The organism is Clostridium moniliforme, assembly GCF_017873235.1.
GTDB classification, from domain to species: Bacteria; Bacillota; Clostridia; order Clostridiales; family Clostridiaceae; genus Clostridium; species Clostridium moniliforme.
The window spans coordinates 288553-302312 of record NZ_JAGGJZ010000001.1 but is presented as its reverse complement, the minus strand read 5'-3'; the positions used below and the strand labels follow the sequence as shown (position 1 = coordinate 302312).

14 protein-coding genes are annotated in these 13760 nt (G+C 23.6%); 11 read left to right on the top strand and 3 right to left on the bottom strand.

The genetic code is table 11. The features are described from left to right. Positions 1–69 precede the first annotated feature (69 nt). Positions 70–558 (bottom strand): DUF1648 domain-containing protein, encoded by a 489-nt coding sequence (locus J2Z53_RS01475; RefSeq protein WP_209795452.1) that lies wholly within the window; start codon positions 556–558, stop codon positions 70–72. Between the two features lie 316 nt (positions 559–874). Here J2Z53_RS01475 and J2Z53_RS01470 point away from each other — a divergent pair, with 316 nt between their 5' ends. The 10 genes from J2Z53_RS01470 to J2Z53_RS01425 all read left to right on the top strand — a co-directional run bounded on the left by J2Z53_RS01470 (position 875) and on the right by J2Z53_RS01425 (position 11604). After that, complete coding sequence (locus J2Z53_RS01470) at positions 875–1906, top strand: aldose epimerase family protein (RefSeq protein ID WP_209795451.1); 1032 nt, start codon at positions 875–877, stop codon at positions 1904–1906. A gap of 133 nt (positions 1907–2039) precedes the next feature. Further along, a complete protein-coding gene (locus J2Z53_RS01465; RefSeq protein WP_209795450.1) occupies positions 2040–3203 on the top strand; it encodes a galactokinase in 1164 nt (387 codons plus the stop codon). A gap of 9 nt (positions 3204–3212) precedes the next feature. Beyond that, complete coding sequence (gene galT / locus J2Z53_RS01460; protein WP_209795449.1) at positions 3213–4730, top strand: UDP-glucose--hexose-1-phosphate uridylyltransferase; 1518 nt, start codon at positions 3213–3215, stop codon at positions 4728–4730. A 140-nt stretch (positions 4731–4870) separates the two neighbouring features. Beyond that, the gene (locus J2Z53_RS01455) at positions 4871–5887 is read left to right on the top strand and encodes a LacI family DNA-binding transcriptional regulator (protein WP_209795448.1); all 1017 of its coding nucleotides are present in this window, start codon (positions 4871–4873) and stop codon (positions 5885–5887) included. A gap of 205 nt (positions 5888–6092) precedes the next feature. After that, positions 6093–6647 (top strand): DUF5317 family protein, encoded by a 555-nt coding sequence (locus J2Z53_RS01450; protein ID WP_209795447.1) that lies wholly within the window; start codon positions 6093–6095, stop codon positions 6645–6647. Between the two features lie 13 nt (positions 6648–6660). Beyond that, positions 6661–7119, top strand: a complete 459-nt coding sequence (locus J2Z53_RS01445; RefSeq protein ID WP_209795446.1) for a hypothetical protein — start codon at positions 6661–6663, stop codon at positions 7117–7119. A gap of 1 nt (position 7120) precedes the next feature. Further along, positions 7121–7762, top strand: coding sequence for an accessory gene regulator ArgB-like protein (locus tag J2Z53_RS01440; RefSeq protein WP_209795445.1), 642 nt, complete (start codon positions 7121–7123; stop codon positions 7760–7762). Positions 7763–7788: 26 nt separating this feature from the next. Next, a complete protein-coding gene (locus J2Z53_RS01435; RefSeq protein WP_209795444.1) occupies positions 7789–7923 on the top strand; it encodes a cyclic lactone autoinducer peptide in 135 nt (44 codons plus the stop codon). Positions 7924–7973: 50 nt separating this feature from the next. Next, positions 7974–9671, top strand: coding sequence for a diguanylate cyclase (locus tag J2Z53_RS01430; RefSeq protein WP_209795443.1), 1698 nt, complete (start codon positions 7974–7976; stop codon positions 9669–9671). Positions 9672–9789: 118 nt separating this feature from the next. Beyond that, on the top strand, positions 9790–11604 hold the full coding sequence (locus tag J2Z53_RS01425; protein WP_209795442.1) for an AAA family ATPase: 1815 nt from the start codon (positions 9790–9792) through the stop codon (positions 11602–11604). A gap of 41 nt (positions 11605–11645) precedes the next feature. On the opposite strand, the gene J2Z53_RS01420 is transcribed toward J2Z53_RS01425, so the two are convergent. Beyond that, positions 11646–12185, bottom strand: a complete 540-nt coding sequence (locus tag J2Z53_RS01420) for a 50S ribosomal protein L25 (protein ID WP_209795441.1) — start codon at positions 12183–12185, stop codon at positions 11646–11648. 291 nt (positions 12186–12476) lie between these two features. Between J2Z53_RS01420 and J2Z53_RS01415 the strand changes: the two genes are divergently transcribed. Next, on the top strand, positions 12477–12764 hold the full coding sequence (locus J2Z53_RS01415; protein ID WP_209795440.1) for a hypothetical protein: 288 nt from the start codon (positions 12477–12479) through the stop codon (positions 12762–12764). Positions 12765–12828: 64 nt separating this feature from the next. On the opposite strand, the gene J2Z53_RS01410 is transcribed toward J2Z53_RS01415, so the two are convergent. Beyond that, complete coding sequence (locus J2Z53_RS01410; RefSeq protein ID WP_209795439.1) at positions 12829–13506, bottom strand: YczE/YyaS/YitT family protein; 678 nt, start codon at positions 13504–13506, stop codon at positions 12829–12831. Positions 13507–13760: the final 254 nt, after the last annotated feature.

Below are 13760 nucleotides of genomic sequence, written 5' to 3'. Positions count from 1 at the left end.
GTGCGTGTGATCCTAAAATATAATATAAATAAAGAGGTAGAATAATTTAAAAAATCTACCTCTTTTATTTTATTTAAGTTTTATCATCTTATAAATAAAGTATGCTAATGTTAAGAATATAATTAAAATAAATAAGGACATAAAATTTATGTTAGATGCATTACCTAAACTAATTTCAACTGTTTTATAATCCATATAAAATAAAAGAATTAAAAACTCACTTAGAAGAGAAAGCACTAAAGTTACTGCATTTTTATATTGCCTTTTTGCATTTTTAGGTGTTATTGTAACTAAATAATTATAATGATTAGGAATACGAGTAAGTAGCATAAATAATATATAAAATATTATTGAAATAATTATTAAAATAAACAGGTTTCCCTTAGAACCATAAGAATCGGGGATACCATTTAAATTAAAATGAGTAGGTATAACATTAGGAAGTTTATTAAAAACAAAAGCAATATATATTAAATGAAATGCTAAAATAATTGTGGATAATACAATTAAAAATTTATGAAATAAAGTTTTTTCTATTTTGATTTTAGGTCTATTCATATCAATAAAATCATCTCCTATTTATAAAATGTATAAATCAATTGTACATCTAATTTACCTAAAAATTCTATAAAAATAATACAAAGTAAAATATTTAATAAAATATATTTAAACATTAACAAATATATAGTAAAAATATTTAGTAAAAAAGCAGTAAAAAATATTGAAAAAATTTTTCTAAAGTATTATTATTTAAGTATAAACATTAATTTTAAAGAAGATAACTCATCTTACTATTTTTATTAAATAGTAATTAAATAAATAGCTAAGCGATTATTTGCTTAGCTATTTTTAAAATAAAGGGGGAAGGGATTTTATGATTAAAATGTCAGAACAAAAAGTTTTTGACTATAAAGGAAAAGACATAATTGAATATACATTAAGTAATGGAGATGTTGATATTAAGGTTCTTAATTTAGGTGGAGCTATAACAGGTATTTTCACTAAAGATAAAAATGGTAAAAAGGAAAACATAGTTGTAGCATATGAAGATTTAGAAACTTATATTGAAAGTCCATCATACTATGGAGGAATTATTGGAAGGACAGCTGGTAGAATTAATAAAGGAGAAGTAACTATAAATGGAGAAAAGATTACATTTAATAAAAATTATGAAGTATGTCAGTGTCATGGTGGAAATATAGGATTTAACAAAAAGGTTTGGGATGCAAAAACAGAAATAGGAAAAGAAAAAGTAAGCCTTATATTATCTTATAAATCAGTAGATGGAGAGGAAGGGTATCCAGGAAATTTAGATGTTAATGTAATTTACTCTCTAAATAAAGAAAACGAATTCATGATTGAATTTAAAGGAATAAGTGATAAAGATACTTTAGTAAATATGACGAATCATTCTTATTTTAATTTAAGTGGTGATTATAAAGAATCAGTTTTAGATCATAAATTAATGGTTACATCAAATGAAATTTTAGCTATAGATAATAATAGTGTTCCAACAGGAGAAGTGATAAATACCTTTAATACTGCCTTTGATTTTAGAGAAGAAAAAAGAATAGGAAAAGATATAGATAATAATGAAGAACAAATAAAACTAGGTTCAGGTTATGATCATACATTTTTATTTAATGATAAAAGAAATATTGTTTATAAAGATGATAAAAGTGGAAGAGAAATGCAAATTGAAACAAACAATGAAGCAGTAGTTATTTATTCCATGAATTTTATAGATGGCAAAAAAGTATATGGAAATAAGGATATAGAGAGAAGATATGGAATATGCTTTGAATGTCAAAATCCTCCTATAGGATATGAAGATGCTTTTAAAGAAAGTTCTATTTTAAGAGCAGGAGAGGAATATAATAAGTATATAAAATATAAATTTATATAAAAGTAATTAATGTATAGAAATGAGAAAGTGTTTAGGGAAAATATTAGTAAAAATTAAGTAAAATTATTGAAAATGTTTTCCTAAAGTGATATTATTTAAATATACAATATTTGAAAGAGGGTAGAGGAATATTATGAAAAATCAAATAAAGGATACTTTTATTAAAATATTTGGAGATAAAGAAAATTTAAAAATATTTTTTTCACCAGGAAGAGTTAATTTAATTGGAGAACATACAGATTATAATGGAGGAAATGTTTTTCCATGTGCACTTAGTTTTGGTACTTATGGAGCAATATCATTAAGAGATGATAAAAAAGTTAGAATGTATTCAAGCAACTTTGAAGATATTGGTGTAATTGAATTTGATTTAGATAGTATAAAATATGAAAAAGCACATGATTGGGTAAACTATCCAAAGGGTGTTATAGATGTTATGAAGAAAAATGGATATAACATAGATAGAGGATTTGATGTAGCTATATGTGGAAACATTCCAAATGGAGCAGGACTTTCATCATCAGCATCTTTAGAATTGCTTATTGCAGTTATGATGGACAAGTTATTTAATTTTAATATAGATAGAGTAGATTTAGTAAAATTTTCTCAAAAAGCAGAAAATGCTTTTGTTGGAGTAAATTGTGGAATAATGGATCAGTTTGCAATAGGAATGGGTAAAAAAGATAGTGCAATACTTCTTGATTGTAATACTTTAAAATATAGTTATTCAAAGGTTGATTTAAAGGATGAAGTATTAGTTATTTCAAACACAAATAAAAGAAGAGGTCTTGCAGATTCTAAATATAATGAAAGAAGAAGTGAATGTGAAACTGCATTAGAGGAATTAAAGAGTAAATTAAATATTAATGCATTAGGAGAATTATCCATTGAAGAATTTGAAAATAATAAGGATCTTATAAAGGATGAAGTAAGAAGAAAGAGAGCTAAACATGCTGTTTATGAAAATATAAGAACTTTAAAGGCTAAAGAAGCTCTTGAAAAAAATGATTTAATTACTTTTGGAAAACTTATGAATGAATCTCATATTTCTTTAAGAGACGATTATGAAGTAACTGGAGTTGAACTTGATACTTTAGTTGAGCTTGCATGGAATGAAGAAGGTGTATTAGGAAGTAGAATGACAGGAGCTGGTTTTGGAGGATGTACAGTTTCTTTAGTAAAAAAAGATAAGGTTGAAGATTTTATAGAAAATGTAGGTAAAGGATATAAAGAAAAAATAGGCTATGATGCTAGTTTTTATATAGCTAATATAGGTGAAGGAACTAAAGAAATATAGGAGGAAAATATGAATATTTATAAAAATATTGAAAGATTAATTCAATATGGAATTAAAAAGAACTTAATAAAAGAAGAAGATAAAATATTCATAAGAAATAGTTTGCTTGATGTTTTTAATATTGATGACTATGAGTATGTTGAAGTTTTAGAGGAAAATCTTGAAACACCAACTTCCATTTTAAATGATCTTTTAGATTATGCCTATGATAAAGGACTAATAGAACATAATACTCCAATATATAGAGATCTTTTTGATACTAAAATTATGGGGATATTAGTTGGTAGACCATCAGAAATTATTAAAGAGTTTAATATTAATTATAATGAGGATCCTAAAAAGGCAACAACTTATTTTCATAATATGAGCAAGGCTTGTGATTATATAAGAACAGATAGAATAGCTCAAAATCTTATATGGAAATCAAAAAGTGAATATGGAGAAATGGATATAACAATTAATTTATCAAAACCAGAGAAAGATCCAAAAGCAATTGCAGCAGCAAAAAATCTTCCAACTGCAAAATATCCAAAATGTCTTCTTTGTAAGGAAAATGAAGGGTATAGGGGAAGACTTAATCATCCTGCAAGACAAAATTTAAGAGTTATACCATTAAATTTATGTAATGAAAGTTGGTTTTTTCAATATTCACCTTATGCATATTACAATGAACATTGTATAGTGTTTAAAGGTGAGCATGAACCAATGACTATAAATAAGAAAACCTTTGATCGAATATTAGAGTTTGTAGAAAAGTTTCCACATTATTTTATAGGTTCAAATGCAGATTTACCTATAGTTGGAGGATCAATATTAACTCATGATCATTATCAAGGTGGTAATTATACTTTTGCTATGAATAAAGCAGAGGATGTTTATAAATTTAAAATTCCAAACTATGAAAACATAGATTTATCAATAGTTAAATGGCCTTTAACTGTTTTAAGATTAAAAGGGGAAAATAGAGAAGAATTAAGCGTTCTTTCAGAAAAAATACTAAAACATTGGAGAGAATATAGTGATTCTGATGCTGACGTATTAGCTTATAGTGAAGGAATACCTCATAATACAATAACTCCAATTGCAAGATTTGAAGAAAATAAATATGTTTTAGACCTTGTTCTTAGAAATAATAGAACAAGCAATGAACATCCAGATGGAATATTTCATCCTCACAAAGAATTACATCACATAAAGAAAGAAAATATAGGACTTATTGAAGTTTTAGGACTTGCAGTTCTTCCATCTAGATTAAAGGATGAACTTGAAGTTATAAAGGAAAATCTTCTTAAAAAGGATGAGAGTTTAATAGATATAGAAAAAATGAAAATCCATTTAGATTGGTTTTATGAAATAAAAAAGAGAAATCCTAATATAAATAAAGAAAATGTACAAATTATAATTGAAAAAGAAGTTTCAGATATATTTGTAAAAGTTTTAGAGGATTGTGGAGTATTTAAATGGAATGAACAAGGTAAAAAATCTATGGAAAAATATATTAATACTTTAAAAAATGAAATAAAGTAAAGATTTATTCAGATAGAGTTTTTAACTCTATCTGAATTTTAGTTAAAAGGAATTGTTATAAATAAAATTTAGTAAGTATTAATATTTAAAAAATTAGTTATGTTAATATATAATGTTTTTATAAAAGGAGGTTATTTTAAGTGGTTACAATAAAGGATATAGCAAATGAAGCTGGAGTTTCAATTTCAACAGTATCAAGAATACTTAATTTAGATAAAACATTAAATGTATCAGAAGAAACAAGGAAACGAGTATTAAAAATATCAGAAGAAATGAACTATGTTACACTGAAAAATAGAAAAAACAAGAAAAAAATTTATAAAATAGGAATTGTAAGTAGTTATGTAGAGCTGAAGGAATTAAATGATCCATATTTTTTATCAATAAGAATAGCAATAGAAAAAAAATGTAGTGAAAAAAATATAGATTTTAAATCATTATATATGGCTAATATTATTAATGAAAAATCTTCAAGATACAATGATTTAGATGGAATAATAGCAATAGGAATTTTTAAAGATGAAGAAATAAAAAAATTAGATGATATAACAGAAAATATTATATTTGTAGATTCTTCTCCGAATGAGTGGAAATATGATTCTATAGTTATTGATTTTAAAAATGGAGTGAAAAGTGCATTAAATTATCTTTATGATTTAGGCCATAGAGATATTGGGTATATAGGTGCAAAAGTTGTTCCTCATAGTGATTCTAATGGAAAGGAATTGATCAATTATAGAGAAAAAACTTATAAAGAATTTATGAATGAAACTAATAATTATAAGGAACAATGGGTTTATAAAGGAGATTTTACTTTAGAGGATGGATATAATCTTATGAAAGAAATGCTAGGTTTAGATAATATGCCATCAGCAGTATTTGTAGCAAGTGATCCAATGGCTATAGGAGCATATAAAGCTATAACAGAAAAAGGATTAAAAATTCCAGATGATATAAGTATAATTGGATTTGATGACATTATGACAGCGAAATTTTTGACACCAGCCCTTACAACTGTTAAAGTATATACTGATTTTATGGGAGAAACAGCACTTGATACATTAATAGATAGAATAGGTAATAATAGAGAACTTAGTAAAAAAATAGTTCTTCCAGTTAAGCTTATAGTTAGGGAAAGCTGTAAAGCTAAATATTAATAATGTAAAATAAAAATATAATTTTTATATTTATTCATTTAAAAAGTAAAATATTTTTATAAGTTTAATAATTAGTTTATAGTATTTATGTAAAAAGGTTTAAAAATATAAACAATATAGAAAAAAATTGAAAAATATAGTATAATGTAAAAAGATTAATTGAAAAATTTCACTTAAATTAAATGCAAGAAAGAAAGGACAGCTAATGTTAGAAACTATAATAATTGCTTTAATAATTTGTAAGATAAAAGGATATAAGATTAGTCCTTTGTTTAAAAGTTGGACAATATATCCCATTGTATTTATGGAATTTTTAAACATAATTTTTCAAGTGAATATATTTATAAAAAATTATGAATTAATAAAATATGCAGGAATATTGAAGATGATCTATTTATGTTCCTATTTGCCATTAGTATTTAAGTATAAAGAATATATTAGTGCTATTATAGGTTCAATTTGTATTGTTTTTGGAGGCATTTTAAATGATATAGCAATAAAAGCTAATAATGGTTTTATGCCAGTATTCCCAAAATTATCATATTTAACTGGATATGCAACTAAGGAATCTTTTTCTAAAGTAAACGATATACATATTTTAGGTGGAACTCATACAAATTTAAAATTCTTAACAGACATATTTGATTTAGGGTATAGCATTTTAAGTATTGGAGATATATTTATACGGCTGTATGTTTTTCTTATTATATATAATGCAGTTAAAAATATAAATATATTAAAATTATATAAAAAAGTGTAAAGGAGAAATCAGTATGTTAGCAGTATCATTCTTGGAATTAATTGTTAGGGGAGTCCCAGAGAGCTTTTTATTTGTATACTCAGTTTATATATTATCAAATACAAAATTTAATAAAAAATTATATTTTTTGACTAGTACAATTTTAGTTGTAGTAACATTTTTTATTAGAAGACTTCCTATAAGTTATGGTATACATACTATATTAAATATAATTCTATTAGTTATATTAACAACATATATAGATAAAATTAATATACTAAAATCTATAAAAGCTGGAATAATAACTGCAATTATAATGTTTATATGTGAAGGAATAAATATGTTTTTTATCCAATGTTTATGTGGAAATAATATAATTAGAATATTTACTAATCCTACATTGAAGACAATATATGGATTACCATCATTAATAATATTTTTCGTAGTTATTTTAATTATTAAATTCTTACTGTATAAAAAAGAGGAAAAGTAAAATGATTGATATAGAAGTAATATCAAATAGAATTGCAGATAAAATTGCAGAAGAAATAAAAGCAGATAATGAAAAAAAAGAAGTTATAGCCTATGGAATATTTGGAATAATACAAACATTATTATCAATTTTACTTGTTGTTATTTTTGGAATTATATTCAATGTTCTCATAGAAGGACTTATGATGTCATTTAGTACGGGCATTTTAAGGAAATATTCTGGAGGAGTACATGCAAGCAATTCTAAAACTTGTATGATCATTGGAACATTTAATTGCACGATAGTTCCAATTGTAATAAAATACTTACCTCTTACATTGAAAATGATAATTATAACTGGAATATTTACTTTTATATTAGCTTATTTTTTAATATTTAAGTTAGCTCCAGTTGATAGTATAAAAAAACCTATAAAAAGTATAAAAAAGAAAAAGATATTAAAAAAGAAATCTATAGTAGTATTAACTTTCTATTTAACTTTAGTTTGTATTTTTATATTTAATTATTATAATTTACTTAATAAAAATATGCTTATTTATTGTATTTGTATTTATGCAGGTATAATGTGGCAAGTTTTTTCAATTACTAAGGTGGGATATATAGTATTGGGTAAAATAGATTCTTTTTTTAATAAATTTATTTAAATATTATAAATTTAGGAGGTTTACATATGAAAAAATTAAATAGTAAGTTGTTAATGGGAATTGCAACTATTGCAACTGTATTTGCAGGAGTTATATCTACATCTGCTTGTATGTGGTATTTCTATCAACCAGAAGAACCAAAGAGTCTAAGAGAAAAGTAGAAATATGGCCGGAGTTTTACCGGCCTTTTAAAATATGAGGATTAACATACATGGATAGAATCGAAAAGGATAGACGTAAACAAATTGATGAAATAGTAGCAATAGTAAAGCTAGGTTCTTTATTATTTGCTGGTTTAATATTTTTACAATATTTTTTTAAGAAATATAGTAAAATTGAGAATTACTTATATGCACAATATAGTGTTATAGGTTCAGGTGCTATAGTATTTTTGTTATTACTAATTTATTTAATATGGACATTATCTACTTCTAAAAAATTAAAAGGAAAAAATTCGTTAACTATACAAATTGTTGAAAACATTATATTTGTTATAATATTTTCTATTGCTATAATAATATCTGGGGCAAATGAGAGTGAATACAAGATTATTTTTTTATTTATAATAATAACAACTACAATACAATCAGGAATTAAAAAAGGATTAATATTTTCTGTGATAGCATCTTTTATAATATTATCTATAGATATTATATATGTCCCTTTAGATAATATAAATGTATACTTTGAAAATGATTTAGTTCTGTCAGGAGTATTTATATTAACAGCATGGCCTCTTGGATTTTATGTTAAAATTGAAGGAGAACATATAAATAGACTTATAAGTTTAGCAAATGAAGATGGATTAACAGGAGTATATAACCATAGATATTTTTATGAAGCACTAGACAGAAAAATAAAATATTCTAAAGAAAATAATGAAAAAATATCTATGATATTTTTAGATATAGATTATTTTAAACATTATAATGATTTATATGGTCATCAAGAAGGAGATAAAGTATTAAAGAAAATAGGTAAAACACTTAAAGAAATAACTAGGGATTGTGATATAGTATCTAGATATGGTGGAGAAGAATTTGCAATAATTTTACCTAACACTGATGAAAAAGGTGCAACTGAAATAGCAGAAAAAATTAGATATAGTATAGAAAATACATATTTTTATGGGCAACAAAATCAGCCTAATAAAAATTTAACAGTGTCTATTGGAATTTCAGTTTATCCAGATAAAGCAACAAATGAATTTGAATTAATTAAAAGTGCTGATGATGCTCTATATAGGGCAAAGTTTTTTAACAAAAACAGAGTTGAAACTTATGTATCAATATTAGATGAATTAAAAAATGAGATAGATGAAAGTGAAATTGAATTGGTTGCATCTATAAAAACATTAGTAAGTGTAATAAATGCAAAAGATAGGTATACATATGGACATTGTGAAAGATTAGTTTTTTATAGTAGACTTTTAGCAGATAAATTAAATTTAAATAAAGAAGATAAAATGACATTAGTTTATGGAGCTTATATGCATGATATAGGTAAAATAAATATTTCTAAAGAAGTTTTAATAAAGAAGATGCCATTAACTAATGAGGAGTGGAATATGTTAAAACAACATCCACAAAATGGAGTTGACATTATAAAGCCAGTAGCATCATTACAAAGAATAGCACCTTTAATATTGCATCATCATGAAAAATATGATGGAACTGGATATCCATCAGGATTGAAAGGTGAAGCTATACCATATCTTGCAAGAGTTTTAACTGTTGTAGATTGTTTTGATGCTATGACATCAAATAGACCTTACAATAAGAGAAAAACTTATGATGAAGGAATTGAGGAGCTTAAAGCTTGTAGTGGAACTCAATTTGATCCTAAAATAGCTAAAGTTTTTATTGATTTAATAAATGATAAAAAAGATAAATTAGGTGAATTATATTAGAATTAGTAATAAAAAGTTATACATTTTAAAATGTATAACTTTTTTTATTACTAATTTAAAGGGAAAATAAGGTAAATTATAGAAATATATTAGTGAATATGCAAATATGGAGGAAGGTATGGGAAAGTTATATCCAAGTATTGAAATTATCGAGAAATTTATACCATTTACTAATGAAGAAATAAATTTAATAAGATATTTAAAAGATAATTTAGATGAGAATTTTAATATATTTTTCAAACCAAATTTAAATGGAGACATTCCAAAGATTATAATTTTAAAGAAGGACTCAGGAGTATTAATTATAGAAATTGAAAGTTTAAAGCTAGATAATTATATATATAGTAATAAAGATGATGAAAGCAAATATGGACATATTATTTTAAAGGATAGAAAGGAAGTATGTTTTATAACTCCTTTTGAAAAAGTTATAAATTATAAAGATAATATTTCTATTTATCACATTGAGGACATTTTAAAAAAGAGTATATTAGATAATGAATATAATAAAATAATAAAAACATGTGTTTATTTTTATGAAGAAAAAGAGGAAGATATAAAATATAAGTTTAGAAATAATTATAATATAATAAATGATGTAATTATATGGGGAAATGATTCTGATATTATAAATAGTATAAATTCGGCATTTAGGTATAATAAATTATTTAGTGAGGACTTATACGAAAAATGTTTTAATAAATTTAATTTTAAGTATCATAAAAAAGAAAAGGGAAAATTCATTATATTAGAAAAAAAGAAAAGAAATTTAATGAGAAGTAAAGAAAATACAAGTGTTAAGATAAAAGGTATAGCTGGAAGTGGTAAAACTATATTATTAGCTAATAGAGCAGTTGGAGCTTTAAAAAGAACTAAAGAAAAGGGGAAAATTTTAATATTAAGCTATAACAGTACATTAAAAAATTATATAGAAGAAAAAATTAATGATATTAATGAAGATTTTTGCTTTAGAAATTTTTATATAACAAACTTTAATATGTTTATTAATCAAAAAACTATGGAATATGGGAGAAATATTAAAAAGGACTTTAATAATTTTATAAATTATGAAAGTTATGATTTTTTTAAAGAAAATGTTATAGAAGAAGATAGGTATGATGGAATATTTATAGATGAGGTACAGGATTTTAAAAGAGAGTGGCTTAACTTATTAAAAGATATATTTTTAAAAGAAAATGGAGAGTATGTACTTTTTGGTGATGAGAAGCAAAATATTTATAATAGAGCTTTAGATAATAAGAAAATGGTAAAAACAAATGTTAAAGGAAGATGGAATGAATTAACTAAATCTTATAGAATATCAACTAACATAGCAAAACTTTTAAGGGAGTTTCAAAAAGAATTTTTTTTAAATAAATATGAGTTAGATTATATTCATATTGAGGAGCAAATTGGATTAGAAATTAATGATGATAAGATAGAGTATATTTATAAACCTAATATAAGCTTTTCTGAAGCCTTTGATATAAGTGAAGAATATTTTTACAAAAATAATATAGATTATAACAATACTTGTATTGTTGGAAATAATATAGAATATTTAAGGGATATGGAGTATTATGCAAGGAAATTATATAATGTACAAGTTGAGAGAATGTTTGAAACAAAAGAAGAGTACTCTAAGCTTTATCTTGATATAGAAAATGAAGAAAAGATAGATCTTTTAAGAAAATCAAGAAAGTATAATTTTATTGTTTGTGGAAGTGGAATAAAAATGTGTCAAAGTGAAAGCTTTAAAGGTTGGGAAATAGATAATTTAGTTTTAATATTGGATAGGGAAAATAATAAAAATAATGAACTTATATATACTTCAATAGCAAGATGTAAAAGAAATTTATTTATAATAAATAGAGGAAACAGGGAGTTTGATAATTTTTATAATAGTATAAAAGAAAAAATGAGTTGCTTGTAAGGTATATAGTTATACCTTACTGGCATCTCATTTTTATTATATTAAGCATTAACAACAGCTAAAATTGTATCAGGGTCAGTTACAAGTTCTACCCCTTCAGGAACACAAATATCTTTAGCAAAAACTTTGTCTTCAAAATTCATACTTGAAACATCAAATTCAATTTCTTCAGGTATTTTTTCTACATTTCCATGGAACTCAAGGGTCGGATTGCAAATTTCAAAAACTAGATTTCTGCTCTCTATATTTTCTTCTCCTATAAATTTAACTGGAATCTTCATTTTAATAACTTCATTTTGTTTTACAAATTGAAAATCTAGGTGAATAACTTTTCCTAAATTATCTTTTTGAATTTCTTTAATTACACAATTCATAATTTGTCCATCAACATCTAATGGAATTATTGAACCTGGAGTATTCTCTTTAAATAATTTGAAAAGTTCAGAGTTATCAATTTTTGATATAATTGGAGTTTTTAAAAATTCTCCATAAATTATACATGGAGTTTGTCCATTTCTTCTTATTTTATGTGTACTTTCATTTGAATTTCTTTTACATATCTTAAATGCTTCTTTTGCCATAATAAATTCCTCTTTTCTTTTGATAATAGTAAGGTTTATCAAGTGCTAAGCAGATTAAGATTTTAAAAATATTTTATTTAATCGTTATAGCACTTGGTTTCTTAAATCCACCATTTGCATACGCCTCCTTAAATACAATATATTTACATTATATCACAATAAAAAATAAATACTAATTTATGTAGAACTTAATATAAAGTTTTTTAGATTAATATTAATTGTAATACATTACATAATAAATTATACTTAATATAGAAAATAATATATATTATATATATGAGGGGGAGAAATATGAAAATAACAGCAATTGGAATGAATGACAAAATGGAACTAGAGGATAATGTTTTAAAAATAAAAGGAGCATCAACTTTTAAAGAAAAAGAATATATTCTTGAAAACTCAAAATTTAATATAGTAAAATTTAAAGATGCAAAAAATAGATTTTTAGGTGGATACTTTATATTAGAGATAGAAACAGAAGGAAAAGTTAAAGTATTTAATATAAGTTTTAATTATAATGAAAGAAATAATTTTAAAAGAATATTAAATATATTAAAAGATGGATATAAAGAAGATTAATATTATGAAAATACATATAAAAAAAGATGTACTTAATCAAAATTAAGTACATCTTTTTTATATATTATTTAGCTAACTCACCAGTAGCTATTTTTTCTTCTAATTCTTCAATGTCATATATTATTTTATGAGCAACTTTTTCTAATTTAGGCATAAAAAATTGTATTAATGGTCCTGTAAGAAGAGCTGCAATTATAGTACCAACTCCAATAACTCCTCCAAGTAAGAAACCAACAACAACAAAAGTTACATCTAATCCTATACGAACAAAACGATATTGTATTTTTATATTATCAGATAATATAAATGGAATAACATCATTTGGAGCAACTCCTAAATCAGTAGCTTTAAGTAATGAGAAACCTATTGCAATAATTACACAACTAAGGACTAAAAATAACATTTTAATTATAATATTATAACTATCAAAGTTAATATTTTCAAAAATCTTAAGCATTAAGTCAATAAAAGGTCCAGCAGATATCATTGCAAGAACAGTACCTATATTTATAGATTTTCTTGAAAATAGTAATATAATTACAAGGAAAGTAAAAGTAATAAGCATATTTGCCTTACCAGGAGTTATATTAATAACATTAGATATTCCTTGAGTAAATACTGTAAAGGGATCAGAACCTATTTTAGTTCCTATAAATATTGCAACACCTGTTTGAATTATCCATACACCAAGAAAAAAGAATATAAGTTTCTTAGTTAATTGTTTACAATTTAGCTTCTTCATTAGTTACCTCCAAATATAAAAAAATATAAGTGCTTAAATTTAATTAATTAACGAGGTAAGAATAGCATAAAAGAATTTATAAATGAAATGTTAAAAATTCAAAATGTGCATGTTTACATATAATGTTTACAAAAAATATATTAAAATAATAATGTTTTCATATAAAATATTAATAATAATATATAAAATATATTATTATATTAATAAAATTTTAATAAAAAATTATCTGTCATTATGTAAAGAAAATAATAGAA

Coding starts and splice junctions, on each gene's coding strand:
- J2Z53_RS01475 (WP_209795452.1), bottom strand. CDS start 558: ATGAATAGACCTAAAATCAAAATAGAAAAAACTTTATTTCATAAATTT.
- J2Z53_RS01470 (WP_209795451.1), top strand. CDS start 875: ATGATTAAAATGTCAGAACAAAAAGTTTTTGACTATAAAGGAAAAGAC.
- J2Z53_RS01465 (WP_209795450.1), top strand. CDS start 2,040: ATGAAAAATCAAATAAAGGATACTTTTATTAAAATATTTGGAGATAAA.
- galT (WP_209795449.1), top strand. CDS start 3,213: ATGAATATTTATAAAAATATTGAAAGATTAATTCAATATGGAATTAAA.
- J2Z53_RS01450 (WP_209795447.1), top strand. CDS start 6,093: ATGTTAGAAACTATAATAATTGCTTTAATAATTTGTAAGATAAAAGGA.
- J2Z53_RS01445 (WP_209795446.1), top strand. CDS start 6,661: ATGTTAGCAGTATCATTCTTGGAATTAATTGTTAGGGGAGTCCCAGAG.
- J2Z53_RS01440 (WP_209795445.1), top strand. CDS start 7,121: ATGATTGATATAGAAGTAATATCAAATAGAATTGCAGATAAAATTGCA.
- J2Z53_RS01435 (WP_209795444.1), top strand. CDS start 7,789: ATGAAAAAATTAAATAGTAAGTTGTTAATGGGAATTGCAACTATTGCA.
- J2Z53_RS01430 (WP_209795443.1), top strand. CDS start 7,974: ATGGATAGAATCGAAAAGGATAGACGTAAACAAATTGATGAAATAGTA.
- J2Z53_RS01425 (WP_209795442.1), top strand. CDS start 9,790: ATGGGAAAGTTATATCCAAGTATTGAAATTATCGAGAAATTTATACCA.
- J2Z53_RS01420 (WP_209795441.1), bottom strand. CDS start 12,185: ATGGCAAAAGAAGCATTTAAGATATGTAAAAGAAATTCAAATGAAAGT.
- J2Z53_RS01415 (WP_209795440.1), top strand. CDS start 12,477: ATGAAAATAACAGCAATTGGAATGAATGACAAAATGGAACTAGAGGAT.
- J2Z53_RS01410 (WP_209795439.1), bottom strand. CDS start 13,506: ATGAAGAAGCTAAATTGTAAACAATTAACTAAGAAACTTATATTCTTT.